The sequence below is a fragment of the Anaerotignum lactatifermentans genome, assembly GCF_016902535.1.
Taxonomy (GTDB): Bacteria; Bacillota; Clostridia; order Lachnospirales; family Anaerotignaceae; genus Anaerotignum; species Anaerotignum lactatifermentans_A.
Genome location: NZ_JACSNY010000012.1, coordinates 44042 through 68639, shown reverse-complemented (window position 1 = coordinate 68639; position 24598 = coordinate 44042). Strand labels below are relative to the sequence as shown.

Genomic DNA, 24598 nt, shown 5'->3' with positions numbered 1-24598 from the left:
AGCAAAGTGGATGAAATGAACAAACGTCCCAGAAAATGTTTAAGGTATAGAACGCCTTATGAGATTTATTATTCAGAGGTGTTGCATTTAACTTGACAATTCAAGGGAATAAAAAAGGAGTCGGAAAAGCAGTCTCCCCTTAAGAAAACAACGATTTTCTTATTCCTTGATTTCTTAAGGGGAACTGCAATGGCTGTCTTCATAAGAAAACGATTCCAATCAAAATTGAATTGCCGGAATCCTCTTTGCTGCAAGGATTCCGGCAATCTTTGTTTTCTTATGAAGATGCCCCTAAACCGACTCCTTTTATCTTCCGCGAATTATTCAGCGGGTTTTTCTTCTGCTTTCGGTGCTTCTGCAGCGGGTGCTTCGGCCTTAGGAGCCTCAGCGGCGGGAGCAGCTTCTGCCTTGGGAGCAGCGGGTGCTGCTGCGGCAGGTTTTGCTTCTGCTGCGGGAGCGGCAGGTCTCTTGCCTGTGATAACGCCCTTAGGACATTTGTTTGCACAGATGCCGCAGGATTTACATTTATCATAGTCGATGACTGCCAGATTGTCGATAACGTGGATTGCGTCGAAAGGACAATTCTTTTCGCAGATCTTACATGCGATACATCCGGAAGAACATACCTGCATTACGTTTTTGCCCATGTCTTTGGAAGAACACTGTACTTTAACTTTCTTCTTTGCGGGCAGCAGTTCGATGATGTGTTTCGGGCAAGCGGATACGCATTTGCCGCAGGCAACACATTTCTCTTTATCAATGACAGCGATGCCGTCTACGATTTCGATGGCGCCGAAGGCACAAGCCTTTTTACAGCTGCCCAGACCCAGACAGCCGTATGCGCAGCTCTTAGCGCCTGCGCCTGCCAGCTGAACAGCCATGTTGCAGTCGTCGATACCGAAGTAATCGTATTTTTCTTTTGCTGTTTCGCAGGTGCCGCCGCATTTTACGAATGCAGCCATAGGTTCGGAAGCGGAAGCCTCAATACCCATGATGGCACCTACTTTTTCAGCTACTGCAGCGCCGCCAACGGGGCAGGCGTTTACAGGAGCTGTGCCGGCAACGATTGCGGATGCGCAGCCGCCGCAGCCAGGGAAGCCGCAGCCGCCGCAGTTTGCGCCGGGCAGAACTTCCAGTACTTCGCCGATACGGGGATCTTCGTCAACTTTGAAGACCTCGCTGGCAATGCCAAGGCATGCACCAAAAACAACACCAAGGCCACCGATACTAAGGATCGGGTTTACGATATTCATAATGTCCATTTTTGTCACACTCCTTGTATTACAGTTTGATCAGACCGGAGAAGCCCAGGAAAGCGATGGACATCAGACCGGCTGTGATCAATGCCATGGGGAAACCGTCGAATGCCTTCGGTGTGTCGTTGTCCGCGATTCTTTCACGGATACCGGCAAACAGTACGATAGCCAGCGCGAAGCCGCAGGCACCGCCGAAGCCATTCAGTACGGATTCGATAAAGTTGTAGCCTTTCTGCATATTCAGTACGGCAACACCCAGTACGGCACAGTTTGTGGTAATCAGGGGCAGGAATACGCCCAGTGCCTGATACAAAGCGGGAGCCGCTTTTTTCAGGAACATTTCTACGAACTGTACCAGGGATGCGATAACCAGAATAAAGGCAATGTTGTACAGATAGTCAATACCCAGAGGCACCAGGATCAGGTTGTATACCAGGTATGCAACAGCGGATGCCAGGGACATAACGAAGATTACGGCAACGCCCATGCCGGCAGCAGTATCCACTTTTTTGGAAACGCCGAGGAAGGGGCAGATACCTAAGAACTGGGACAATACGTAGTTATTTACGAAGATCCCGGCCAAGATCAATAAAATCAGATACATCTATTTTCCCCTCCTTATGCTTTTTTCTTGTTTCTGAAGTGGTTCAGAGCGGCCATCAGGCAGCCCAGTGTGAAGAACGCGCCGGGAGCCATTACGAACAGCAGTGTTCTGGGGAATGCGTCGGGCAGTACTGTGATATCGAACAGAGTACCGGAACCGATGAATTCACGAACCAGACCAATGACTGCAAGAGCGACGGTAAAGCCAAGGCCCATGCCCAGACCATCGAAGATGGAAGCGATGGGGCCATTTTTGGAAGCGAAGGCTTCTGCTCTGGCCAGAATGATACAGTTAACTACGATCAGAGGGATATAAAGACCCAGAGACGCGTTCAGCGCGGGCAGGTATGCCTGCAGCAGGAACTGTACGATGGTTACGAATGTTGCGATTACAACAATAAAGCAAGGGATTCTTACTGTATCGGGGATAACTTTTCTCAGCAGGGATACGAACAGGTTCGCGAAGATCAGAACCGCTGCTGTGGACAGACCCATACCAATACCGTTGATGGCGGAGCTGGTAACAGCCAGTGTAGGACACATACCGATAACCTGGATAAAGGTAGGGTTTTCGTTGATAATACCGTTTTTCAGGATTTTAAGCGGGTTAGCCATTAGTTAGCACCTCCGTTCGCTGCGACCCAGTCCAAAGCTTCCTGTGCGCCGGAGCATACGGCTCTGGAAGTAATGGTGGAACTTGTGATGGGAACGATTTCGCCGCCATCTTTTGTAACTGCTACGGAACCGGATTTGCCAGTAAACTGTTCATAGAAATCGGGTTCTGTGGATTTTGCGCCCAGACCAGGTGTTTCAGAGTGACCTGTTACACGAAGACCTGTGATGACGCCGTCTGCGTCAATACCAACCATAGTGTTGACAGCGCCGCCAAAGCCGCTGGGTGCTGTTGTGATAACATAACCGCCGTTATCGGACTGGTATACAGCAGTGATTGTGCCTGTCAGTTCTGCGTCTGTCATTTCTTCAAAGCTGGACGCCTCAGGCATAACCGCCTGCATGGATGCATTCAGTGTCTTCTGGTTCTGGATGGCGATGGGTTCCTTTGTAATCTCGGAAACCGCGCCGAGGCAAGCCGCAGCAACTGCGGAAATGAGCAGAAGCACAACTGCCGGTTTTACAACTTCTTTTGTGTTCATGCTTTCTTCGCCTCCTTTACTTTAGGCAGAGCACCGAAGATCTTAGGCTCTGTGAATCTTTCGATCAGAGGTACTGCCAGGTTCATAATCAGAATAGAGTAGGATACGCCTTCGGGGTAACCGCCGAAAATTCTGATCAGTGTTGTAATCAAACCACAGCCGATGGCAAAGATTACCTGTCCCTTAGGTGTAACGGGAGAAGATGCGTAGTCTGTTGCCATGAAGAATGCGCCCAGCATCAAACCGCCGGTGAACAGCTCGTAAACAGGCACACGCAGACCTTTTCTGCCGATTGCTGCTGTGAGGATAAATACTGTTGCGATGTAGATTACGGGGATCTTCCAGCTGATAACGTGTTTTACGATCAGATAGATACCGCCGGCAATCAGTGCGATAGCACAAGTTTCACCGATACAGCCGCCGATGTTGCCGACAACTACATCCAAAAGAGATGCATCGGGCATAGCGCCGCCTTTGAGTGTAGCCAAAGGTGTAGCTACTGCAACTGCGTCAGCGCCGCTGAAACCAACGGGTGCTGTCCATGCTGTCATTTCCGTAGGATAAGAAGCTACCAGGAATGCTCTGCCAGCCAGCGCAGGGTTGATGAAGTTCTGACCCAGACCGCCAAAGAGCTGTTTTGCAAAGATGATTGCGAATGCACTACCAACAATGGGAACCCAAATGGGTGCGCTTGCGGGCAGGTTCATTGCTAAAAGCAGACCAGTAACAACTGCGGATAAATCGCTTACGGTTACGGGCTTTTTCATTGCCTTCTGGTACAGCCATTCAAAAAATACACTGGATACGATAGCCACTACAATGGTAATCAGTGCAGGAATACCGAAATAATAGATACCCACCGCTGTTGCGGGAATCAGAGCGATGATAACGTCACGCATGATGCTCTGAATAGATTCTTTAGAACGCACATGAGGGGTACCGGATACTACAAAATTAGACATTCTCTATTCTCCCCCTTCTTTAGTTCTTTTCGGCTTTCGCCTTTGCTTCTGCTTCCGCTTTCGCTCTTGCAGCAGCAGCGGCAGCAGCCTTTTTGCCTGCTTCGATTTTCTTTGTTGCACGGATGGACTGTGCCAGCTGACGTTTTGCGGGACATTCATAAGAACAGGAACCGCATTCGATACAATCCAGACCATGGTGTTTTACGAAACCTTCGCCATCGCCTTTGAGCGCCAGAGCGTTCAGCATGAAAGGCATCAGACCCATAGGACAGTGGTCTACGCACTTACCGCAGCGGATACAGTTTCTTTCTTCGGGAATGAATGCTTCTTCTTTTGTAAAGCACAGAAGACCAGAAGTTGTTTTTACGGATGCAACATCCAGTGTATACAAAGTAGGACCCATCATAGGACCGCCGGCGATGAGTTTTACGGGAGGGTTCTCCTCGTTGAAGCCGCCGATGGCGTCTACCAGATCTCTCAGTGTCATACCGATTCTGATCTTGTAGTTGCCGGGGTTTTTGATGCCGTTGCCGGATACGGTAACGATTCTTCTCATCAGAGGTCTGCCTTTGCAGATGGCTCTTTCAATGGCAACTACGGTGTCCACGTTGTCTACGATGCAGCCTGCGCTTGCGGGCAGAGCACCGGATTTTACTTCTCTCTTTGTGATGGCATAGATCAGGTGTTTTTCAGAGCCCTGAGGGAATTTTGTTACCAGAGGCTGTACGGAGATGTTGTCGATGCCTTCGCAGGCTTTGGTCATAGACTCAATGGCCTTGGGCTTGTTCATCTCGATACCGATGACGCCTTTTGCACCGGGGTGCAGTTTCAGCATAATCTGTAAGCCTTTGACAATCCGTTCGGGTTCTTCCAGCATCAGACGGTAGTCGCAGGTGAGGTAAGGCTCACATTCTGCCGCGTTGATGAGGATGTGATCGATAGGTGTGTCCTTAGGAGGGTTGAGTTTTACATGGGTAGGGAACCCAGCGCCGCCCAGACCAACAACGCCGGCGTCTTTGATAGCTGCCAGGATTTCTTCGTTGGACATGGTGGTGTAATCTCTGCCCTGGTTCAGGCCTTCGATCTCTTCCATCTTGCCGTCGTTTTTGACAACGATGGATTTTACGGTTGCGCCGCCGGGAACCAGCATAGGTCTGATATCCACAACTTCGCCGGATACGCTGGCAAAGATGGGAGAAGACATGAATGCGGGTGACTCAGCGATCTTCTGTCCTACTTTTACATGGTCGCCAACCGCTACCAGGGGCTCACAGGGAGCGCCGATGTGCTGGCTCATGGGGTAGAACAACTCAGAGTTTTCCTTTGGGAGTATCACCTGAATGGGCTTTTCTGCGGAAAGCGCTTTCCCATCAGGCGGGTGAACTCCACGTTTGAACGTTAAAGCTTGCATAATATCCCCCTCTGTCAAGTGATTTTTGCGTTTACAGCACAAAAGACAAGCATTTGGCTGGAAACGCTTGGTTTGGTTATGCTTTATAAAAATATAGCTATTTATAACAGCAATATTTTAATACAAAAAAGAAAAATTAACAATATTTTTTTGCAAAAAAATCGAGAAGACACGTTTTTTTACGCCAAATATGCATTCTTTTTTAAAAAAGACGGTTTCAGAATGGGAGGAAGAAACTCCCTGTAAAACCAAGCATTCCCATTTAGTTTGTATGCGAAATGTTCTTTTCTTTTCCTTAGTTTACACTGATTATGCAAAAAAGTAAAGCATCTTTTCCTGCCATAATCTGTAAACGGCAAAGGGGCGCCCCGGCAGGGAAAGTATGGCATAAAACTTGCTGGAAAGAACGGCTTGTGTTAAAATAAAATCAATGAGTCTCTCTGAAATCATAAGGGGAGTCTATGGAAAAGGACGAGATATTATTAAGGAAGAAACAGCAGGAAGGAGGGAAGGCGGCGCTCTTTGGGGCGGGTTCCGCCGCGGATATGGATCTGTCTTTACAATTACAGCAAAAGCAGATTCTTTCCCAACGGATGCAGCAGTCCGTGGAGATTCTGCAAATGAATACCATGACGCTTTCGGAATATATCCGGGAGATTTCCGAGGAAAACCCCCTGCTGGACTGGACCATGGAGGAAAAGGAGCAGGAGGCGTCTTTCCGGGAAGAGCGGATGCTCCAGCGGCTGGAGTGGCTTCAGGAGTCTGACGAACAGAACAGAAGCTATTACCAGACGGAGGCGGATAATGAAAAGGAACGGGAGGATCTGCGCTATGGGAAAAAAGAGACCCAGAGCCTGCGGGAATATCTCCTGTTCCAGATTCATATTCTGCCTATGGAGAAAAAACGAAAGGGACTGATGATCTTTCTGGCGGAGAGCACCGAGGAAAGCGGATATCTGGAAAGCGGCGCCCTGGAGGCGGCTGTGGCAAAGTACGGGGTATCCAAAGCACAGGCGGAGGAGGCACTGCGGGCTTTGCAGGCGCTGGACCCGCCCGGTGTAGGCGCCAGAGATCTGCGGGAATGTCTGCTGATCCAGCTGGAACAGAAGGGCGCTTCTGAAACGGCACAGCGGATGGTGCGGGATTATCTGGAGGAAATCGCCAAAAACCGCCTGAGCCATGTGGCCAAAAAGCTGCGGATTACCATGGAGGAGCTGACGGCGGCCCTGCGGGAAATCCGGGACTGCCAGCCCAAGCCGGGCAGCGGATTTTCCGGCGGCGGACCGGTGGAGTATGTGGTGCCCGACGTTCTGGTGGAGCGCAGGGACGGAGAACTGCTGGTCAGCGTCAATAACGCCGTGGCGCCCAGATTATATATCAACGCGGCATATCAGAAGATGCTGCGGGAGGAGCCATCGGGAGAAACGAGAGAGTATATCCTCCAGAAACTGCGGCAGGCGGAATGGGCCGTGCAGTGCGTCAACCGCCGGGAAAGCACTCTGCTGGAGACGGCCAGACTTATTGTGGAGGCCCAGAAAGACTTTTTCCTGCAGCCGGGCCGACGGCTGAAGCCCTTGCGGATGGTGGATATCGCAAAACAGATGCAGGTCCATGAGTCTACGGTGAGTCGGGCCGTCAAGGAGAAATATCTCCAATGCGATCAGGGCGTGTTTCTGTTGGCGGATTTCTTTGTAAAATCCATGGGAGAAAACGGCGGCGAAGTATCCGCGGAGGATGTTCGCGGCCGTTTGGCGGAACTGATTGCCCAAGAGGAGAAAAAGAAGCCTCTCAGCGACCGGGAGCTGGCGGAACGGCTGGCGGAAGAGGGATTTTCCATTTCCCGGCGGACGGTGGCCAAGTACAGAGAGGCCATGGGGATTCCCGGCGCGGCGGGAAGAAAAGAGTTTTAGGCTCAAAGGAGAAGAGAACGGATGGATGAGAAAATACGCGGGATTACTTTGGAGCAGGCCTCCTCGGTGCCCCTTTATCAGCAGCTGGCGGAGGCACTGGCTGGTTTGATCGCCGATGGGAGCCTGCCCGCTGACAGCAAGCTGCCGCCCATACGGAAGATGGCGTCCCATTTTGGCGTGAATTCCGTTACCATTGTGGCGGCCTATAAATATCTGGAGCAGAAAAGAATGGTGTATTCCCGGGTGGGCAGCGGCACCTATATCTCCCCCTTGCCGGTGGAGCAGGTTCCCGCACCCATTGCCAGAAAAAACATGGCCCTGTTTGAAAGGACCCCCGCCATGGAGAACGCCATCAATTTTACCCTGACCTCCCTGCCCAATGAGCTGTTTCCCGTGGATGCCTTCAAAAAGGCCTTTGACGCGGTGCTGGAACGGGAAAAGGGCGGGGCCTTTCGTTATACGGACAGCATGGGATATTTTCCCCTGCGGCAGGAGCTGTGCAGATATCTGGCCTCCTTTGGCATCCATACGGAGGAGGACGCCATTCAGGTAATTTCCGGCGCCCAGCAGGGGATTGATATTATGTCTAAGGCGGTGCTGCGGTATGGAGATGTGGTTTTTGTGGAAAAACCTACTTTTTACGGAGCCGCCGGGGCGTTTTTGTCCAGAGGGACGAAGCTGATCGAGATTCCCATGGAGACGGACGGTATGGCGATGACGGCTCTGGAGGATTATCTCAAGCTGTATCATCCCCGTTTTATTTATATGATGGCTTATTTCCAGACGCCTACGGGCATTTCCTATTCTATGGAAAAGAAACGGCGGCTTTTGGAACTGGCGGAAAAATATGATACCTATATTATAGAAGAGGATGATTTCTATGATTTCCATTATGGAAAGGAGCATCCTCTGCCCTTAAAGGCGCTGGATTACAAAAACAGAGTGGTATATATCAAGAGCTTTTCGAAGATCCTGATGCCCGGGCTGCGGATGGGGCTGATGGTTCTGCCCAAAAAGATCCGCATGGCGGTACAGGAAGCAAAATATACGACGGATATTTCCACCTCCGGCTTTATCCAGAAGGCGCTGGAGGAATATCTGCGGATCAATGGATGGGAACTGCACGGCAAGCAGGTACGCCAGTATGGCAGCGGCAAATACCGGAAAGCGGTTTCCATGGCGAAAAAATATCTTACGCCCAAGGGGGCTTCTTTCGCACTGCCGGAGGGCGGTGTCAGCCTTTGGGTGCGTTTGCCGGACGGGGTGGATGCGGAGGTGTTCTGTAACCGGGCACTGGAAAAAAACGTTCTGGTTTCCCCGGGCAGCCAGTTTTCTCTGGGACAGGAAGGCAGCAGCCATATCCGACTGAGTTTCGCAGGGCTTTCCGATGATAAAATCGAGGTGGGCATGAAGCGTCTGGGAGATGTGCTGGAAGAAATGAGACCATAAAAAGACCCGTGCCATCCGGCATGGCGCAGGCGGTTCTGTCTGCGGCGGGTGTATGACGGGGAAAGAGGAGCGTCTCTTTTATGGGGGAGGAGCTTCGCAGGTGATTTTCGCTGAAATACAGCGGTTTTTCTTGACAAAGTCACGAGGGCTGTCTATAATCAAATTGTATTTTTATTTCTCAGAAAACAGGCCGGGAAAAGAAGGAGTAGGCAGCTGGTGGACGTTTCAGAGAGAGGGTCAAAGGTGAGAGACCTTCCGCAGCACACTGTCGAAGCAGTCTTTTCGGGCGAAAGCCACAGCCCTTTGGCGGAAAAAACCCAAGTATGCCAGAGCGTGTGCCCGCGTTAAGGGCTTTGAGTGACGCCAAAGACGGCGTAACAAGGGTGGTACCACGGTGAATTCGTCCCTGACTATGAAGTCAGGGGCTTTTTTATTGGTGTTTCCGCCTGCGGCAAAAGAAAAAACTTTCAAGGAGGTAAGCGATGAAATATTTAGGTGTAAACGAAATCAGAGAAGAATTTTTGAGATTTTTTGAGAGCAAGGACCATCTGCGTCTGCCCAGTTTTTCCCTGGTGCCCCATAACGACAACAGCCTGCTGCTGATTAACTCCGGTATGGCGCCCATGAAGGCATACTTTACCGGTCAGGAGATCCCCCCCAGAAAACGGGTGACGACCTGCCAGAAATGTATCCGTACCGGCGATATTGAAAACGTAGGCAAGACAGCCCGCCACGGCACATTCTTCGAAATGCTGGGGGACTTCTCCTTCGGCGATTACTTCAAGAACGAGATCGTGCCCTGGAGCTGGGAATTCGTTACAAAAGTACTGGAGATTCCTGAGGACAAGCTCTATGTGACCATCTATGAAGATGACGACGAGACTGGCAACATCTGGCATGATGTAGTAGGTCTGCCCTGGGATCGGATCAAGAAACTGGGCAAGGAAGACAACTTCTGGGAACACGGCACAGGCCCCTGCGGCCCCTGTACGGAGATCTACTATGACAGAGGTCCCGAATACGGCTGCGGCAGCCCTGACTGCGGCGTAGGCTGCGACTGCGACAGATATATGGAATTCTGGAATCTGGTATTGACCCAGTTCAACGCTGAGGAAGACGGCACGTATACAGAGCTGGCTATGAAAAACGTAGATACCGGCATGGGGCTGGAACGTATGGCAACCATCATGCAGGGCGTAGATTCCATTTTCGACGTAGATACCGTAAAATCCATCCGTGACGCTGTCTGCACCAAGGCTGGCGTGGAATACGGCAAGGATCATAAGACAGACGTTTCCGTTCGTGTCATCACAGACCATATCCGTTCCGTGACCATGATGACTGCCGACGGTGTACTGCCTTCCAATGAAGGCCGCGGCTATGTGCTGCGCCGTCTGCTGCGCCGTGCGGCCCGCCATGGCAAGCTGCTGGGCATTGAAGGGGAATTTTTGGCGGAGCTGTCTAAATCCGTAATCGCATGCAGCGGCGAGGCTTATCCCGAACTGGTGGATAAACAGCAGTATATCTTCAAGATCCTTTCTATTGAGGAAAACAGCTTCTATAAAACCATCGACAAAGGTATGGAAATTCTGAAGGCGGATATGGAGGAAATGAAAGCAGCCGGCGAAAAAGTCATGTCCGGTGAAAAATCCTTCCGTCTGTATGATACCTATGGCTTCCCTGTGGATCTGACAAAAGAGATCCTGGCGGAAGAAGGCATGGAAATCGACGAGGACGCTTTCGCTGAAGAAATGAAGGCGCAGAAGGAAAGAGCACGTTCCGCCAGAGCGAAATCCAACTATATGGGCGCGGCGGAAACCGTATACAACGAATTGCCCGTAGATCTGGAGACTGCTTTCGCGGGATACGATACCTATGATGTGGCCAATGCCAAGGTAGTGGCGCTGGTAGCCAATGACGAGATCACAGAAATGGCGCAGGCTGGTGACAGCGTAGCCGTATTCCTGGACAGAACGCCTTTCTATGCGGAAAGCGGCGGTCAGGTAGGTGACAAGGGCGTCATCAAGACAGAGACCGGTGTAGTGGAAGTCAGCGACTGTGTGAAGGTTGTCGGCGGCAAATTCGCGCATCTGGGCGAAGTGAAGGAAGGCACGATACAGGTAGGCGAAACAGCCTGCGCAAGCATCAATGTGGAACTGCGTATGGCTTCTTCCCGGAACCACAGCGCGACACACCTGCTGCATAAGGCGCTGCGTACCGTACTGGGCACCCATGTAGAACAGGCAGGCTCCTATGTCAGCGCGGACAGACTGCGTTTCGACTTTACGCATTTTACGGCGATGACACCGGAGGAGATCAAGGAAGTAGAACGTCTGGTCAATGACGCTATTTTCGCAAGCTATCAGGTACACACCGAGGAAATGTCCATTGACGAAGCGAGAAATATGGGCGCGATGGCACTCTTTGGCGAGAAATACGGCGATGTGGTCCGTGTGGTAGATATGGGCGGTTACAGCATCGAGCTGTGCGGCGGCGCGCATCTGCATAATACGGCACAGGTTGGCTCCTTCAAGATCCTGTCTGAAAATGGCGTAGCGGCCGGCGTCAGAAGAATCGAGGCCCTGACAGGCAAAGAAGCTCTGAAGCATTATCAGGCGCAGGAAGAAGAGATCAAAGAAATCTGCCATATGGTAAAGACCACACCGGATAAACTGCTGGCCCGTGTGGAACAGCTGCTGGCAGAGCAGAAGGAAACAGCCAAAGAACTGGAAAAACTGAAAGCGAAAATGGCTGGCGGCGCTGCGGATGAAATTCTGAGCGCTAAGACAGAAATCAATGGTGTGGCTGTACTGGCGGCGGAAGTAAAGGATGCCGACGGCAACGCACTGCGTACCCTGGGCGATCAGCTGAAACAGAAGCTGGGCAGCGGTGTTATCGTTCTGGTCAGCGGCAAGGACGGCAAGGTCAACCTGATGGCCATGGCCACAGACGACGTGGTAAAACAGGGAATCCATGCCGGCAATATCATCAAAGCGGCAGCGGCTGTCTGCGGCGGTGGCGGCGGCGGCCGTCCCAATATGGCACAGGCCGGCGGCAAGGATGCCTCTAAGATGGCGGAAGCGCTGGAAAAAGCGAAAGAAATTATTGCGGAACAGGTAAAATAAAAACTGTTTTCGGCGTAAGAAAGGCCGGAGCCCAAAGGAACGGGCTCCGGCCTGTTTTTTATGCCTCCGGCTGGAACAGCTGGTCCACCGTCAGCCCCAGTTCTCTGGCCAGATGGAAGGCCAGGGCCAGCGTGGGGTCGTATTTATTGTTTTCAATGGCGTTGATGGTCTGGCGGGAGACCCCGCATTTTTTCGCCAGTTCTTCCTGGGAGAGTCCCAGTTCCTTTCGTTTTTCCCGAATACTGTTTTTCATATCAATCACCATACTGTTTTTTGAAATAGAGAAGAGAGATTGTGTACATGATCGCTGTGGTGCTGAGTTTGACAAAAGGATTGATGGTCATGGGCTCCGCGTGCAGGATGCTTCTGACGATATCACAAATAAAGGTCAGGGTCAGAACCAGCAGGGTGAAGGTGCTGGCTTTCCATACCATGAGCTGCCGCCGCTCATCGCCCTGTTTCAGCAAAGACAGGATCATGGAACCATCCAACAGGATCAGAAGAATCAGAAACAGAACAAAGGGAATCAGGATATGCAGATTTTCCATAAAGACAGCTCCTTTCTAAAAAATGTCAAAAACTCTTTACATCTTTAAGATAATATAGTGTTTCTGAAATGTCAAGAAGTTTTTACATTTTGGAAGGCGATACAGAGGAAGCGTCCAATAAAAAACGCCGGAATCCTTTTTGCAGGGATTCCGGCGTGTGTTTTCTGATGGATATGCTGTTTTTTATTCCGCGTCGCCGTCCAGTTCCAGCTTACGCAGGGAGAAGCTCTTTTCCCGGTAAGGTACGAACTTGCCGATGATACCGCCGATTACAGCGGGGATTACCCAGCTGAACTGCAGCTCGCTCAGAGGCAGGGCCTTGATGAAGCCGAAGGGCAGGCCATAGCCGCAGAGGATGTCCAGAGCGCTGACGATCAGCGCAGCGGCAGCGGCGAAGATATAGATGTTGTTGTTCTGAATCTTCTTGTCGAAGTATGTCAACACGATCATTACCAGTACTACGGGGTACAGCAGAGACAGAATCGGAGAAGCGATGCTGATGATGGTGGAGATACCAAAGTTGGATACCACATAGCTGAATACGGTTGTGATGATAACGATCTTTGTATAAGATACTTTTCCTTTGGACAATTCGGAGAAGTAAGATGCGCAGGAAGAAGTCAGACCGATGGCTGTGGTCAGGCAGGCGAAGAATACGATGATTGCCAGAACCAGTACGCCGTAGCCGCCGATGAGTTCCTGTACGATGGCAACAACCAGGCCAGTCTGGTTATAGTTTTCAAAACCGCCTGCGGATGTGGTCGCGCCCAGGTATGCCAGGCCGCCGTAGATCACCAGCAGTGCCACTGCGGCGAAGGCCGCGGAGCCAAGAACAACTTTCATAGTAGCGGACTGGGAAGTATAGCCTTTATCCCGTGCCGCGGAAATGACGATGATAACGAATACGATGGAAGCCAGTACGTCCATGGTCTGGTAACCGGCCATAACGCCTTCTTTTACTGTGTCTACTTTGGAAACAGCGGCGATGTCGCCGATGGGGTGGATCACGCCGATGATGATGGTTGCCAGCAGACAAAGCACCAGTACGGGGGTCAGGTATTTACCGATAACGTCGATAACACCGGAGGGGCGGATGGTCAGAAGCAGTACCAGACCGAAGAAGATCGCGCCGAAGATCCAGCTGTTTACCGCGGGGAAGATGGGGGCAACACCCATTTCAAATGTGGTTGCCGCGGTACGAGGGATGGCCAGGAAGGGCCCGATACACAGAACGATCAGGGCGTTGATGGCGATGGAAGGTGCTTTTCCCAGACGGCCGGTGATGCCGTTCATGGAAATGTCGCCTTTTTTAATCATAGCCAGAATTGCTACCAGTGCCAGACCTACGTCAGCGATAAAGAAACAGAGAAAGCCGGTCAGCCATTCACTGCCTGCGTTGGTCCCCAGGTAAGGGGGGAAGATCAGATTGCCTGCGCCGAAGAACATTGCGAACAGCGCCAGACCGATGACTGCGATATCCGCAAGTTTGATCCCTTTGTTGTTCATGTGTCAGTAACCTCCTGTTTTGTTCAATCCTTTTTTCATTGTCAGTAAAACGATTCTCAGCCGAATACGCCATCAGCTGTTACAAGATCTATTATGCAGGAAAGAGGAAACCTTGACAAATCAGGAAGAATCACTGGCGGGAAACAAAAATACGGATAAGTTTCTTTTAAGTAGAAAAAAGGTATAAAAAATGAGGTAAAATAAAAAGAATTGAAAAAAACTATCACAAAATCAAAAAAATCAATATTTATACGAAATGTCAAAAATAGCAAAAGATAAAACAGGGGGAATTGGATTTTTTAGAGACAATTTTAGTAAAAATGTTAGATATTACAGAGTATTTCCTCCGGAAAGAGGATTTTTTGTGTAAGAAATGACGGTAAATTACAAAAAATGGAAGACAAAAATATGCCGAAGGATTTTTGGAAAAACGAGAAAAATGAAATGGAATTCCACTAAAACGAAAAAAGTGTCCATGTATCCATAGAAAAACATAATATGCATCTGGTTACCGTAATTGTGCATATAAAAGAGAAAGATTTTGTTAAAATATATTTAGGGACTATAAAATAGTATCGAATTATATTATAATAGACATATAATTACCCAGAAAATGGGAAAAAACGAATATTTTATGAAACATAAGGGAACAGAAGGTGAAAAGATTATGCGTGAAGTCAGTATTCATGTCGGCAAAAGGATCAGGCTTTACCGAAAAATGAAAAATATGACCATTGAGGTATTCGCGGGGCTTATCAATAAAAGCAAGGCCACCGTTTCCAAATATGAAAACGGGGATATCGCCATTGATATCGAAACCCTGTTTACGATCGCGGACGCGCTGGATATTTCTGTGGGACAGCTGATCGACTATGAGCACGCCAATGATGACGCCGAGGGCAAACAGGAGATTGCCAGAAAGCGCCATGGCAAAACGAGGATGTATCTTTATTTCTATGACGGTCGGCGGGGGCGAATCGTCAAGAATATTATTGATGTCAGAGGACACGGGGAAAATGGCATTTTCAGCGCCGATTTCTACGCGGATCTGGAGGACTACTCCAACTGCTATAAGTGCAAGTACCTGTATCATGGTACGATGCGCCGGTATGATGCCTTTACCAATTTTAATTTTGAGAACCAGAATAACAAAATGGAGCGGGTATTTTTGTATGCCATCAACTCCTTCAGCCATACGGGCCGTATGGTAGGGATGTTTTCCGGCTTGTCTACCCAGCCCATGTTTCCCATTTCCTTCAAGTTCGTCCTTTCGCCGGATATTATGGAAGAAAACGACGAACTGCGGGAGGTTCTGAAATTTTCCAAGGAGGATATCCGCACCATCCGCAAGCTGAATATGTTTGTGGTCAGCCAGCATTTGTAAGAAAAGGGCTTTTGCGGATGCCTGTCCTCAAAAAAGAATATTATTTTTATAGAAGAAACCCGTTCTTTTTCCGAGAGACAGAAAAGGAACGGGTTTTTTTCAGCGAGGCTGTTCCGAAAGAAATTCTGACAAAAGGGACAGCCCCATAAAAAGTCCGCTGGCTCGGGCAGGCGAAAAGGCAGGGGTGCCGCCGCTGCTTCTGGTTTCCAGCAGACCTGCCTCGGAACGCTGTACGCCCTGCTGGATGCGGGTCATGGTCTGCAAAAACACCAGACCACGGCAGGCCTGATCCAGCTGCTGTCTGCCGCGGTCATCGGCGAAGGCGGACAGGGCCCGCAGCAGTGTGATTTCACGGGAGGGATGCTCCACAGTAACGGCTTGCTCTTCCCTGGCGGCGGCGCGGATTTTTTGCAGATAATCCTCCTCCACCATTTGGCGCAGAGCGCTTTGCAGATGCTGGAATTCCCGGCTGAGGGTGTCCGTATTCTGTAAATTCCGGGTAAGACGGGCAACGGTATTCTCTTCCATAGGAAAAAACTCCTTTCGCTGTCAGAAGGACATGACCTCCGGCGTCAAAAGGCCGCCCCGGGCATCGGCCAGAAGACGGGCCTTTACCTGATCCGGGGAAAGAGTGGGATAGCGTTCCAGAAGCAGCGCCGCCATGCCGCTGACGGCAGGGGTCGCCATAGACGCGCCGCTCATGCGGATATAGTGGGCGTCTGTGATTTTTCCGCGGTCTCTGTTCTGGAGGGAAAAGTCGAAGTCCGGAGAAAGTACGGAGACCACTTCCTCCCCTTTGGCCCAAAGATCCGGCATGGTAGCGGTCAGGGCGGAGCGCAGGCTCTTTTTTTTCTGGAAATAGGCCCGGTCCTCCCAGGCGCCCACGGTGATGATCCGGGGACTGAGCAGAGGCGGCGGCTGAAAATTGCTGTTGCCGTCGGGATTGGCGGCGGCGGCCGCTACGACAAAGCCCTTTTCCCAGAGCTGCTCCACGCCTTCCCGAAGAGGCGTATGAATCCTTTGGTCATTGGTGCCGATTGACAGATTGATGATCTTTATATTATATTTGGATGCGTTGTCCATTATCCATCGAAAGGCCATCAAAGCGGCCGTGGAGCTGCCCTGTCCCAGCCGGTCCAGGATTTTCAGACTGATGATATGGGCTTCCGGCGCCGCCCCGGCGAAACGGCCCCTGGAAAGGACGCCGCTGCCGCAGGCGATACCCGTGACATGGGTCACGGAAGTTTATATTGCTTTTTTTCGGGGGATGGGATACAATAGATACAGAAGCCGGCAGAAAAAGGAGGCAAAAATTGTGCAATTACCAGAGAACGGACGGGTTTTATACCAGAAATATAAGAAATTTCAGAAAATCAGCATTGTTTTATTGCTTGCGGCAGCAATCAGTTTTGTATTTTTGCATAACTGGCTTTTGATGGTCGCTTTTGTGGTGCTGGACTTCTTTTTGGAGACCAAGACTTATGTATGTCCCCATTGCGGCAAGAAACTGGACTGCCGCAGAAAATTGCAGGAGGACACCACCTGTCCCGGCTGCCAGAAATATCTGTTTAAAGGATTATAATACATAAGGAAGATTATAATAAAACCGTTTTCCGTGGATTCGGAAACGGTTTTATTTTTTTTTGCCCCTTCATAGGATAGTGTCAAAGGAGGGGCGATTTATGAGGGAACGGGCGGCGCTGTATTGCCGGTTGTCTGTGGAGGACGCGGGCATGGCGGTGGGAGAGGAAAGTCAGAGCATCTCCAACCAGAAAAGTCTGCTGCTGGCCTATGCCGGAACCAGAGGCTGGGAGGTTGCTGGGGTATATGCCGATGAGGATTATTCGGGGCTGCGGGAGGATCGGCCCGGCTTCCAGGCGCTGCTGCGGGACGCGGCGGAGGGCCGGTTTTCCATTATCCTCTGCAAGACCCAGTCACGATTCACCAGAAATATGGCCACGGCGGAGCGTTATCTCCATGAGCTGTTTCCGCTGTGGGGGGTCCGCTTCGTTACAGTGGTAGACGGTGTGGATACCGCCCGGAAGGAAAATAAAAAAGCCAGACAGATCAACAGTCTGGTCAACGAATGGTACAGCGAGGAGCTGTCGGAAAATATCCGGGCGGTGTTCCGGCGGAAAATGGAGCAGGGGCAGTTTTTGGGCAACTATGCCCCCTATGGCTATCGGAAGGACCCGGCCGACCGCCATCGGCTGTTGCCGGAGCCGGAAACGGCGGCGGTGGTGCGCAGAATCTTTGCCTATGCCGCCGGCGGCCTGTCCAGCCGGAAGATTGCCGTCCGATTGACGGCGCTGGGCGTGGAGACGCCATCGCAGTGGAAACGCAAACGAGGCCAGGACCTGGGCCGACGGGAGAATTCTGTCTGGGCCGTTACAACCATACGGAAAATGCTGTCCCATCCCGTTTACCTGGGACATATGGTGCAGGGAAAGGAAAAGAAAGTCAGCTATAAGAGTCGAAAAACAAGGGCCTGCCCGCCCCGGGAATGGATCGTGGTACGAAATACCCATCCGCCTTTGGTAACGCCGGAGGTCTTTGGGCAGGCGGCCCGGGGCAGAAAGGGATATTTCCCTCCGCCGGCAGGAGAACGCCGAGGGCGGGAGCCGGAATAAAAGGAAGAAACGAAGCAGTCTTCATAAGATAATCATTTCCGTCAAAATAGAATTGCCGGAATCCTCTTTGTTTTACGAGGATTCCGGCAATATTTGCTTTCTTATGAGGATGTTCCCGTGTATGTGCGGGTTTCTTCCTTTTTTTGTGCCTTCCGGATGAGAAAACCGTTGTCAGATCATTTGATTCAGCTTGAAAATCAGCTGAAAGGCTCTTCTGGAATTGTTGATATGAGTCTCTACCGCGGTTTTTAATGCCGCAGCGTCCGCCGCCATAACCGCGTTCAGAATGGCCTCGTGTTCCGCTACACATTCGCAGTCCCGGTAGTGGGGCTGGCTGTAATAGGAACCGGTGGATAATGTAAAGGGATGCAGATCCGTCAGGATCTCCACGGCCTTTTTATTGCCGGAAGCCGTTAAAAACAGCGTGTGGAATTCCATATCCAGCTGGAAATACCGTTCCGCCTCCCGGTCGGAAGTACTGTTTTCGATAAATTCCTTCTGTTGGGCCAGATTATCCAGAAGCTGCTGCCGCAGCTTATCGTTGTAATTGAGTGCGGAAATAATATCCGGAATAAAGAAGGTGTCCAGCATCAGACGAATATCGAATACGTCGTTCAGTTCCCTGGGATTGAAGGAACGAACGCTCATTCCCTTATTGGGCGTGTTGACGACAAGTTTTTCTTCCGCCAGACGCTGCAGCGCCTGCTTGACAGGCGTATCACTGACGCCGTACTTTCTTGCCAGTTCCTTGATATTGATCTTTTCGCCGGAAGCCAGTTCCTGATTGGAAATCTCCTGTTTCAAATCCTGATAGATCTGGTCCGCCAAAGTCATCTTTTCCCCCATATTGCCTACCTCCTTTTCGATATAGTCAATGGGTGATACAGATTTCAAATTCTATTGTAAAACGAATGGAGCGAAATTTCAATATGGAATCCTTTTTTGTGGGTACTATTTCCGTAAAATATACATTTTTTTAATATGGAATCAGTTAAAAATGCACAAATAAACAGATGTTTTTGTGTGAAATGCACTTTTTCCTATGGAGAAATATGGAAAATAGATGCTTTTTTTGGGAAAAATGTTTTATTTTATAATTTTAAAACTTTAAAGAAGTACATGGATGTTTTGTTTAAACAAAAAAGAGGTTTATTTATTGATAATTTATGCTAATTGAAATTTAATAACTGCTTAATTATAATTAAATAAAGTTTAAAGGAATCTCGAAAGAAGATTCATTTGCGGCAAATAAGATTTATGCAGACAAAAAATGCACTTTACTCTGCTTTGCCGCAGCAAGGGGAAACATAATATATGAGGGAGGAATTTGTATGATCAAAAGAGGATTGGCCTTTCTTCTGGCGGCAGGGATGCTTTTTGGAGCGGTCGGCTGCGGCAAAGAGGAGAGCCAGGAAGGTACGGAGCCTGCTTCCAGCAGCGGTTTCGTAGAAAAGAAGGTAGAAGCAGTTAATTTTGATTCCGGTGTGGAACTGACAGATGACTGTAAACATCTGATTTACGCGCTGGGCAACGCGCCTGCTACCATCGACGCGGCAAAATACTTCAAAATGCGTATTGAGCAGGAATCTCAGGGTACCATGACCGTAGATATTTATACGGACAACGTTCTGGGCGGCGAGAGAGAACTGCTGGAAAGCTGTCAGTTCGGCGATTACGACATCGTGCTGGCAACGAACGCTACCGTAGCGTCTTTCTGCAACGATATTTTCTGTCTGGACATCCCTTGGTTGTTTGACAACAAACAGCAGGTATACGAAGTGCTGGACGGCGCTTTGGGAGATTATCTGGGCGAGCAGCTCAGTGAGGTAGGCTTCCAGCTGCTGCAGTGGCAGGAAAACTCTTTCCGCACACTTTCCACAACAGACCGTCCCATCGAGTCTATGAGCGACCTGGAGGGGCTGAAAATCAGAATCATGGAAAACGAACTGCAGCTGGCACAGTGGAAAGCATATGGCGCCAACCCCACCCCTATGGCCTTTACGGAACTGTTTACCGCTTTGCAGCAGGGTACTGTAGACGGGCAGGACAACGGCGCGGAACTGACATGGCAGTCTAAATTCTGCGAGGTGCAGAAATATTATGTATATACAAAACATATCTACTCTCCTTACATCATTCTGATGAGCCAGGCGCGCTTTAATGAACTGACGCCGGAACAGCAGGAGATCGTCCTGAAGGTGTCTGATGAGGCAGTGGCTTATGAAAGAGAACGGTGTTCCGAGTACGAAGCGGTGGCTTTGGAAAACATTAAAAATTATCCCGGTATGAATTACAGCGAACTGAGCGACGAAACTGTGGAAGAAATGAAGGCAGCCTGTGCGGGCATCAAGGATCTGGCCTATACAAAGGTAGAGCACCCCGAAGTGGTGGATCTGCTGTACAGCGAAGTGGAAAAGGCCAAGCTGAAATATCCTGATGACGCCGTGGAAGCACAGCAGTAAGAAAGGAAGGGTAGGTATGAAATTTCTGAACGAGCATTTGGAGGCGTGCTTTATTGTGCCGCTGATGTTTTTGATGAGTATTATCATCTTCATTCAGGTGGTAATGCGTTATGTATTCGGCAATTCCCTGACATGGTCCGAGGAATTGGCAAGATATCTCTTTGTATGGCTGGTATACTTCTCTGTGGCCTATACGGCAAGACGGGAAGCCCATATCCGTATCGACGCGGCCATCAATCTGTATCCCAAAAAGCTGCGTCCCTATATTGAGATCCTCAGCGAGATCATCGTTCTGGCATTCTCCGTATTCATCGCGGTGACTTCCGTGACGGTATTCCAGAAGATCTCCGCCAGCGGACAGATCTCTCCCGCTCTGCACGTGCCCATGCAGTTTGTATACTGCGCGCCCCTGATCGGGTTTGCTCTGACATCCATCCGTCAGGTGCAGTGCATCGTAAGAAGAATCAAAGGTTTACACAAGCATGAGGAGGTGCAGGACGCATGACAACAGGTGCTATTGCTGCGGTTGTATTTATTACTTTGATTATCAGTCTTGTACTGACAATACCCATCGGGTTTTCACTGGGGATCGCATCCCTTGCGTATATTTTATTCACAGACCAGCTGACGCTGGGCTTTGTAGCCAGAAATATGGTCACCGGCGTTGATTCCTTTCCCATCATGGCGATCCCCTTCTTTGTATTCGCCGGGGAACTGATGAGCGGCGGCGGTATTTCCAAACGGCTGCTGGATGTAGCCAATGTATTTTTTGGCCGGATCAGCGGCGGTCTTGCTATCGTGACCGTAGTTGTTTGTATGTTCTTCGCGGCCATTTCCGGCTCCGGCCCGGCGACAGTTGCCGCTGTCGGCGGTATGGTTGTGCCTACCATGCTGCAGAAGGGCTATGATAAGAAATTTGTACTGGCATTGATTGCGGCGGCAGGCTCTATCGGCGTTATCATCCCGCCCAGTATCCCAATGGTTGTTTACTCCGTAACGGTAAACAGCTCCGTAAGCTCCCTGTTTTTGGCGGGCTTCATCCCCGGTATTCTGATCGGTCTGGTTCTGATTTTCTACAGCTATTTCTATGCAAAGAAAGCGGGCTACAAAGGCGATACAGAGCCTTTCAGCGCGAAGCGTGCCCTGAAAGAGGTATGGAAGGGCAAATGGGCGCTGCTGTCTCCCGTTATCATCCTGGGCGGTATCTACGGCGGTATCTTTACCCCCACCGAAGCGGCGGCGGTTTCCGTAGTATACAGTCTGATTATCGGTCTGTTCGTATATAAGGAACTGAATTTCAAGGATCTGCTGGACGTAACAAAAAGAGCCTGCGAGACCACAGCGACCATTCTGGTGGTAATCGGCTGCGCAACAGGCTTCTCCAAGGTCCTGACTCTGGGCCGTATCCCTACCACCGTTGCCACACTGCTGACTTCCATGACAGACAGCAAGATCATCATTCTGCTGCTCATCAACCTGCTGCTTCTGCTGGTAGGCTGTTTCATGGAAACAGTATGCGCCATCATGATTCTGGCGCCCATCCTGTTCCCTGTGGTAACCGCTCTGGGGGTAGATCCCATCCATTTCGGCATCATCATGGTAACCAACCTGGCCATCGGCTTTATTACACCGCCTCTGGGTGTTAACCTCTTCGTCGCCTCCCGTGTCGGGGAAACGACGCTGGATGTGGTCATCAAGGGGATTGTCCCCTTCCTGGTACTGATGATCGCGACTTTGCTGCTGATTACTTATGTTCCCGCGATTTCCATGTTCCTGCCCAATCTGATGGGTTAAGAGAAAAGGGGGAAGAGCGATGCAGTGGCGTATGGAGCTGGGCAGCCGTCTCATCGGCGCCAGCGTCATCATTCTGGCCGCGCTGGTTATGTTCCATTGACGGCCGGAAAATGAAATAAGACTCCTGATAAATGATTGTATATCACTCATTGACCGAAGGTCCCCGGCGTTTTGCGCTGGGGATCTTTGTCATGGGGAAAATACGTGACATGAGTGCCGTGTCCGTTGTCGTCGTAGGGCCGTGTCCGGTGGTTGACCAGATCACGGAAGCAGACGATTCTGTTTTCCGGCTGGGTAAAGTCGGCCACGGGAGAGATGCCGGTGTCCAGTATGGCGATGCCCACGCCTCTGCCGGTGGGGACGGAGGAGCGGGCCTGGGTGTATGCCATGGGAAAAACCTCCTTTCTCCTTTATTAGTATGTAAAACCTGCCGCTTTGGGACTGGATGGGGCATTTTTTTGCGCCTTGGCTCATAAGCATAGGAAAAGAGAGGACAGAGGAGGTCTGTGTCCATGGAGGAAAAGGACGTACAGTGGACGGAGCTGCTGCAGGGGGCCGAGGGCCTGCAAATGCTGCGCCGGGTAGAACGGCTGCGCAGGCTGATGGGTGGTTCGCCGCCTGCGGAACAGGCAGAGCCGCCGGCGGAAGGCACGTCGGTTTTTGATGAGACAAAAGGGGAGAGGATGCTCTTTGCCGCCATCCCCTTTCTGGATCAGGAATACCAGAAGGATCTTTATGTGGTGGTGCGGCTGATGCAGATGCGGCGGGTACTGGAAGGCAGCGCGCTGGAGGCCCGTAGCCGCCGGGAGGAAAGTCCGGCATTGCGCCGCAGAAAACTGCTGGCGGCCATCCGCCCTTGTCTTTCCGGGGAGGAGAGCCGCAATCTGGATTTGATCTTAAAGGTCATGGAAGTCAGACAGATCTTACAGAAAAAGGAGAATGGCTATGGCATCTATATGGGAAAAACCGGAGATTCAGGCGCTGGGGGAGGAACGTCTGCGCCTGCTGCGGGAAGCGCAGGAAAAAAGTAGGGGGAAAGCCGGCATGGAACGGCTGGACGTATTTTTAGAGTACGGGGAAAAGCTGGCGGCCGGCGGCAGTTTGTCCAAAGAGGAGCAAAACGCCCTCTTTCTGGCGCTGACGGAAAGCATGTCCCCCGGAGAACGGCAGCAGCTCCAGCAGATGATGGCGTTTTTGGGCAGATAGGAACGGACGAAGAAAAAGGCATGCCTCCTGTAAAAACAGGCGGATGCCTTTTTTTGTTATCCCCGAAGCAGCTCCCACAGCAGCCATAGCGCCAGCGGATGGCAGGCAGTCCCTCTTTGACGGGGCTGGTTCCGCGGCGCGGGCGTCCTTTTTTTGCCGAAGGGCTGGGGGATGGGTTTATTGGCATACATAGATCCGATTCCTCCCTTCTGATATTAGGTATATGTTTCCGGGAAAGGTTTTTTTCATATTTTTTTCCGCGGCGGCTGTTTTTATGTTATGATACTAAAGAGAGAAAATCCGATGAGAAATGATGATGGTGGACGGTATGCAGGAAAAACGGCAGCGGAACTTCCGTATTTTGGAGTTTCGGGAAAATAAATTTGATATTGTGGGAGATGTCCACGGCTGTTACAGGGAGCTGATGGAGCTGATCCGGGCGTTGGGCTACCGCAGGGAAGGAAATCGATGGGTCCATCCCAAGGGCCGCCGCTTGATCTCTGTGGGAGATGTGGCGGACAAGGGAGACGAAAACCTGGCCTGCCTGAATTTCTGGATGGATCAGGTTCAGTACGGCGGTGCCTTCTGGATTCACGGCAACCACTGCAACAAGCTCTACCGCTATCTTCTGGGAAATAAGGTACATATCTCCCATGGTTTGGAGCATACGGTGGCGGAATATGAGCGGCTCAGCAAGGACGAGCGCCGGGCCTTCCGCCAGAGATACCTCCAGTGCTACGAAAGCCAGTGCTATTACCTGATGCTGGATAAAAAGCGGCTGGCGGTGGTCCACGGGGGACTGCGGGAGGAATCCATGGGCCGGTTCTCCAACAAGATCCGGGCGGTCTGTCTCTACGGCGAGACTACGGGAGAAACAGACGAAAACGGCAGGCCACAGCGGCTCAACTGGGCCGGGGAATACAACGGCAAAGCGCTGGTGGTCTATGGACATACGGTGGCGGAACGGCCGGACATCGTCCGCAATACGGTGGATATCGACCAGGGCTGTGTTTACGGCGGCTATCTGACGGCGCTGCGGTATCCGGAAATGGAATTTGTGCAGGTGCGGGGCAGAAAGCTGGCCCAGTATACCGGCGATGGAAAGGTGCCGGAATAAGGCGCCTGAGAAGTGCTTTTTTGCTGCCGGAAGTGGTGTATTTTCCCGCGGCGCTGTGATAAAATCAGGAAAAACACTGCG

25 protein-coding genes and 1 pseudogene are annotated in these 24598 nt (G+C 50.8%); 12 read left to right on the top strand and 14 right to left on the bottom strand.

Annotated elements, in window-relative coordinates; genetic code table 11:
- Positions 1-320: 320 nt before the first annotated feature.
- The 6 genes from H9X84_RS09815 to rsxC are packed head-to-tail and all read right to left on the bottom strand — an operon-like array spanning position 321 to position 5386.
- Complete coding sequence (locus H9X84_RS09815) at positions 321-1262, bottom strand: RnfABCDGE type electron transport complex subunit B (RefSeq protein ID WP_205134178.1); 942 nt, start codon at positions 1260-1262, stop codon at positions 321-323.
- A gap of 19 nt (positions 1263-1281) precedes the next feature.
- A complete protein-coding gene (rsxA, locus tag H9X84_RS09810; RefSeq protein WP_205134177.1) occupies positions 1282-1860 on the bottom strand; it encodes an electron transport complex subunit RsxA in 579 nt (192 codons plus the stop codon).
- A gap of 14 nt (positions 1861-1874) precedes the next feature.
- A complete protein-coding gene (gene rsxE, locus H9X84_RS09805; RefSeq protein ID WP_205134176.1) occupies positions 1875-2474 on the bottom strand; it encodes an electron transport complex subunit RsxE in 600 nt (199 codons plus the stop codon).
- On the bottom strand, positions 2474-3013 hold the full coding sequence (locus H9X84_RS09800) for an RnfABCDGE type electron transport complex subunit G (RefSeq protein WP_205134175.1): 540 nt from the start codon (positions 3011-3013) through the stop codon (positions 2474-2476). Before H9X84_RS09800 ends, rsxE begins: the two co-directional genes overlap by 1 nt.
- Positions 3010-3975, bottom strand: a complete 966-nt coding sequence (locus tag H9X84_RS09795) for an RnfABCDGE type electron transport complex subunit D (RefSeq protein WP_205134174.1) — start codon at positions 3973-3975, stop codon at positions 3010-3012. The genes H9X84_RS09800 and H9X84_RS09795 overlap by 4 nt, the downstream gene beginning before the upstream one ends.
- Before the next feature lie 19 nt (positions 3976-3994).
- Positions 3995-5386, bottom strand: a complete 1392-nt coding sequence (gene rsxC / locus H9X84_RS09790) for an electron transport complex subunit RsxC (protein ID WP_205134173.1) — start codon at positions 5384-5386, stop codon at positions 3995-3997.
- A 461-nt stretch (positions 5387-5847) separates the two neighbouring features.
- Here rsxC and rpoN point away from each other — a divergent pair, with 461 nt between their 5' ends.
- From rpoN to alaS, 3 genes are all read left to right on the top strand, one after another.
- Positions 5848-7296: an RNA polymerase factor sigma-54 gene (rpoN, locus tag H9X84_RS09785; RefSeq protein WP_205134172.1), complete on the top strand. Its 1449-nt coding sequence runs from the start codon at positions 5848-5850 to the stop codon at positions 7294-7296.
- 21 nt (positions 7297-7317) lie between these two features.
- Positions 7318-8745 carry a PLP-dependent aminotransferase family protein gene (locus H9X84_RS09780; protein ID WP_205134171.1) on the top strand — a complete coding sequence of 476 codons (1428 nt, stop codon included), beginning with the start codon at positions 7318-7320 and terminating at the stop codon, positions 8743-8745.
- Between the two features lie 482 nt (positions 8746-9227).
- Positions 9228-11870, top strand: a complete 2643-nt coding sequence (gene alaS / locus H9X84_RS09775) for an alanine--tRNA ligase (RefSeq protein WP_205134170.1) — start codon at positions 9228-9230, stop codon at positions 11868-11870.
- 58 nt (positions 11871-11928) lie between these two features.
- On the opposite strand, the gene H9X84_RS09770 is transcribed toward alaS, so the two are convergent.
- The 3 genes from H9X84_RS09770 to brnQ all read right to left on the bottom strand — a co-directional run bounded on the left by H9X84_RS09770 (position 11929) and on the right by brnQ (position 13924).
- Positions 11929-12123: a helix-turn-helix transcriptional regulator gene (locus tag H9X84_RS09770; RefSeq protein ID WP_275552251.1), complete on the bottom strand. Its 195-nt coding sequence runs from the start codon at positions 12121-12123 to the stop codon at positions 11929-11931.
- A 1-nt stretch (position 12124) separates the two neighbouring features.
- Positions 12125-12418 carry a hypothetical protein gene (locus tag H9X84_RS09765; RefSeq protein WP_205134168.1) on the bottom strand — a complete coding sequence of 98 codons (294 nt, stop codon included), beginning with the start codon at positions 12416-12418 and terminating at the stop codon, positions 12125-12127.
- 183 nt (positions 12419-12601) lie between these two features.
- Positions 12602-13924 (bottom strand): branched-chain amino acid transport system II carrier protein, encoded by a 1323-nt coding sequence (gene brnQ / locus H9X84_RS09760; RefSeq protein ID WP_205134167.1) that lies wholly within the window; start codon positions 13922-13924, stop codon positions 12602-12604.
- A 667-nt stretch (positions 13925-14591) separates the two neighbouring features.
- Here brnQ and H9X84_RS09755 point away from each other — a divergent pair.
- Entirely contained in the window at positions 14592-15308 is a 717-nt protein-coding gene (locus H9X84_RS09755; RefSeq protein WP_205134166.1) for a helix-turn-helix domain-containing protein, read from the top strand.
- 99 nt (positions 15309-15407) lie between these two features.
- Here H9X84_RS09755 and H9X84_RS09750 read toward each other — a convergent pair whose 3' ends face one another.
- The gene (locus H9X84_RS09750; RefSeq protein WP_205134165.1) at positions 15408-15836 is read right to left on the bottom strand and encodes a hypothetical protein; all 429 of its coding nucleotides are present in this window, start codon (positions 15834-15836) and stop codon (positions 15408-15410) included.
- Between the two features lie 21 nt (positions 15837-15857).
- Positions 15858-16547: a S8 family serine peptidase gene (locus tag H9X84_RS09745; RefSeq protein ID WP_205134164.1), complete on the bottom strand. Its 690-nt coding sequence runs from the start codon at positions 16545-16547 to the stop codon at positions 15858-15860.
- Between the two features lie 76 nt (positions 16548-16623).
- Between H9X84_RS09745 and H9X84_RS09740 the strand changes: the two genes are divergently transcribed.
- Both H9X84_RS09740 and H9X84_RS09735 read left to right on the top strand, forming a co-directional pair.
- Positions 16624-16890 carry a hypothetical protein gene (locus tag H9X84_RS09740; RefSeq protein WP_205134163.1) on the top strand — a complete coding sequence of 89 codons (267 nt, stop codon included), beginning with the start codon at positions 16624-16626 and terminating at the stop codon, positions 16888-16890.
- Positions 16891-16990: 100 nt separating this feature from the next.
- Positions 16991-17938, top strand: a complete 948-nt coding sequence (locus H9X84_RS09735; RefSeq protein ID WP_205134162.1) for a recombinase family protein — start codon at positions 16991-16993, stop codon at positions 17936-17938.
- 171 nt (positions 17939-18109) lie between these two features.
- Here the strand turns inward: H9X84_RS09735 and H9X84_RS09730 are convergent, their stop codons facing one another.
- Positions 18110-18784, bottom strand: a complete 675-nt coding sequence (locus H9X84_RS09730; protein ID WP_205134161.1) for a GntR family transcriptional regulator — start codon at positions 18782-18784, stop codon at positions 18110-18112.
- Between the two features lie 485 nt (positions 18785-19269).
- On the opposite strand from H9X84_RS09730, the gene H9X84_RS09725 reads away from it, so the two are divergent.
- From H9X84_RS09725 to H9X84_RS09715, 3 genes are read left to right on the top strand one after another with little or no spacing between them, the layout of a single operon-like run.
- Entirely contained in the window at positions 19270-20400 is a 1131-nt protein-coding gene (locus tag H9X84_RS09725; RefSeq protein WP_205134160.1) for a TRAP transporter substrate-binding protein, read from the top strand.
- 16 nt (positions 20401-20416) lie between these two features.
- On the top strand, positions 20417-20905 hold the full coding sequence (locus H9X84_RS09720) for a TRAP transporter small permease (protein ID WP_205134159.1): 489 nt from the start codon (positions 20417-20419) through the stop codon (positions 20903-20905).
- On the top strand, positions 20902-22194 hold the full coding sequence (locus H9X84_RS09715; protein ID WP_205134158.1) for a TRAP transporter large permease: 1293 nt from the start codon (positions 20902-20904) through the stop codon (positions 22192-22194). The genes H9X84_RS09720 and H9X84_RS09715 overlap by 4 nt, the downstream gene beginning before the upstream one ends.
- A 206-nt stretch (positions 22195-22400) precedes the next feature.
- On the opposite strand, the pseudogene H9X84_RS13215 reads toward H9X84_RS09715, so the two are convergent.
- Positions 22401-22583, bottom strand: a pseudogene (locus H9X84_RS13215) (hypothetical protein); the annotation flags it as partial.
- Between the two features lie 123 nt (positions 22584-22706).
- Here H9X84_RS13215 and H9X84_RS09705 point away from each other — a divergent pair.
- Both H9X84_RS09705 and H9X84_RS09700 read left to right on the top strand, forming a co-directional pair.
- Complete coding sequence (locus tag H9X84_RS09705; RefSeq protein WP_205134156.1) at positions 22707-23225, top strand: hypothetical protein; 519 nt, start codon at positions 22707-22709, stop codon at positions 23223-23225.
- Positions 23140-23400, top strand: a complete 261-nt coding sequence (locus H9X84_RS09700) for a hypothetical protein (RefSeq protein ID WP_205134155.1) — start codon at positions 23140-23142, stop codon at positions 23398-23400. The genes H9X84_RS09705 and H9X84_RS09700 overlap by 86 nt, the downstream gene beginning before the upstream one ends.
- A gap of 56 nt (positions 23401-23456) precedes the next feature.
- Here H9X84_RS09700 and H9X84_RS13210 read toward each other — a convergent pair whose 3' ends face one another.
- Entirely contained in the window at positions 23457-23591 is a 135-nt protein-coding gene (locus H9X84_RS13210; protein ID WP_275552250.1) for a hypothetical protein, read from the bottom strand.
- A gap of 137 nt (positions 23592-23728) precedes the next feature.
- Between H9X84_RS13210 and H9X84_RS09695 the strand changes: the two genes are divergently transcribed.
- Positions 23729-24517, top strand: coding sequence for a metallophosphoesterase (locus tag H9X84_RS09695; RefSeq protein WP_205134180.1), 789 nt, complete (start codon positions 23729-23731; stop codon positions 24515-24517).
- Positions 24518-24598: the final 81 nt, after the last annotated feature.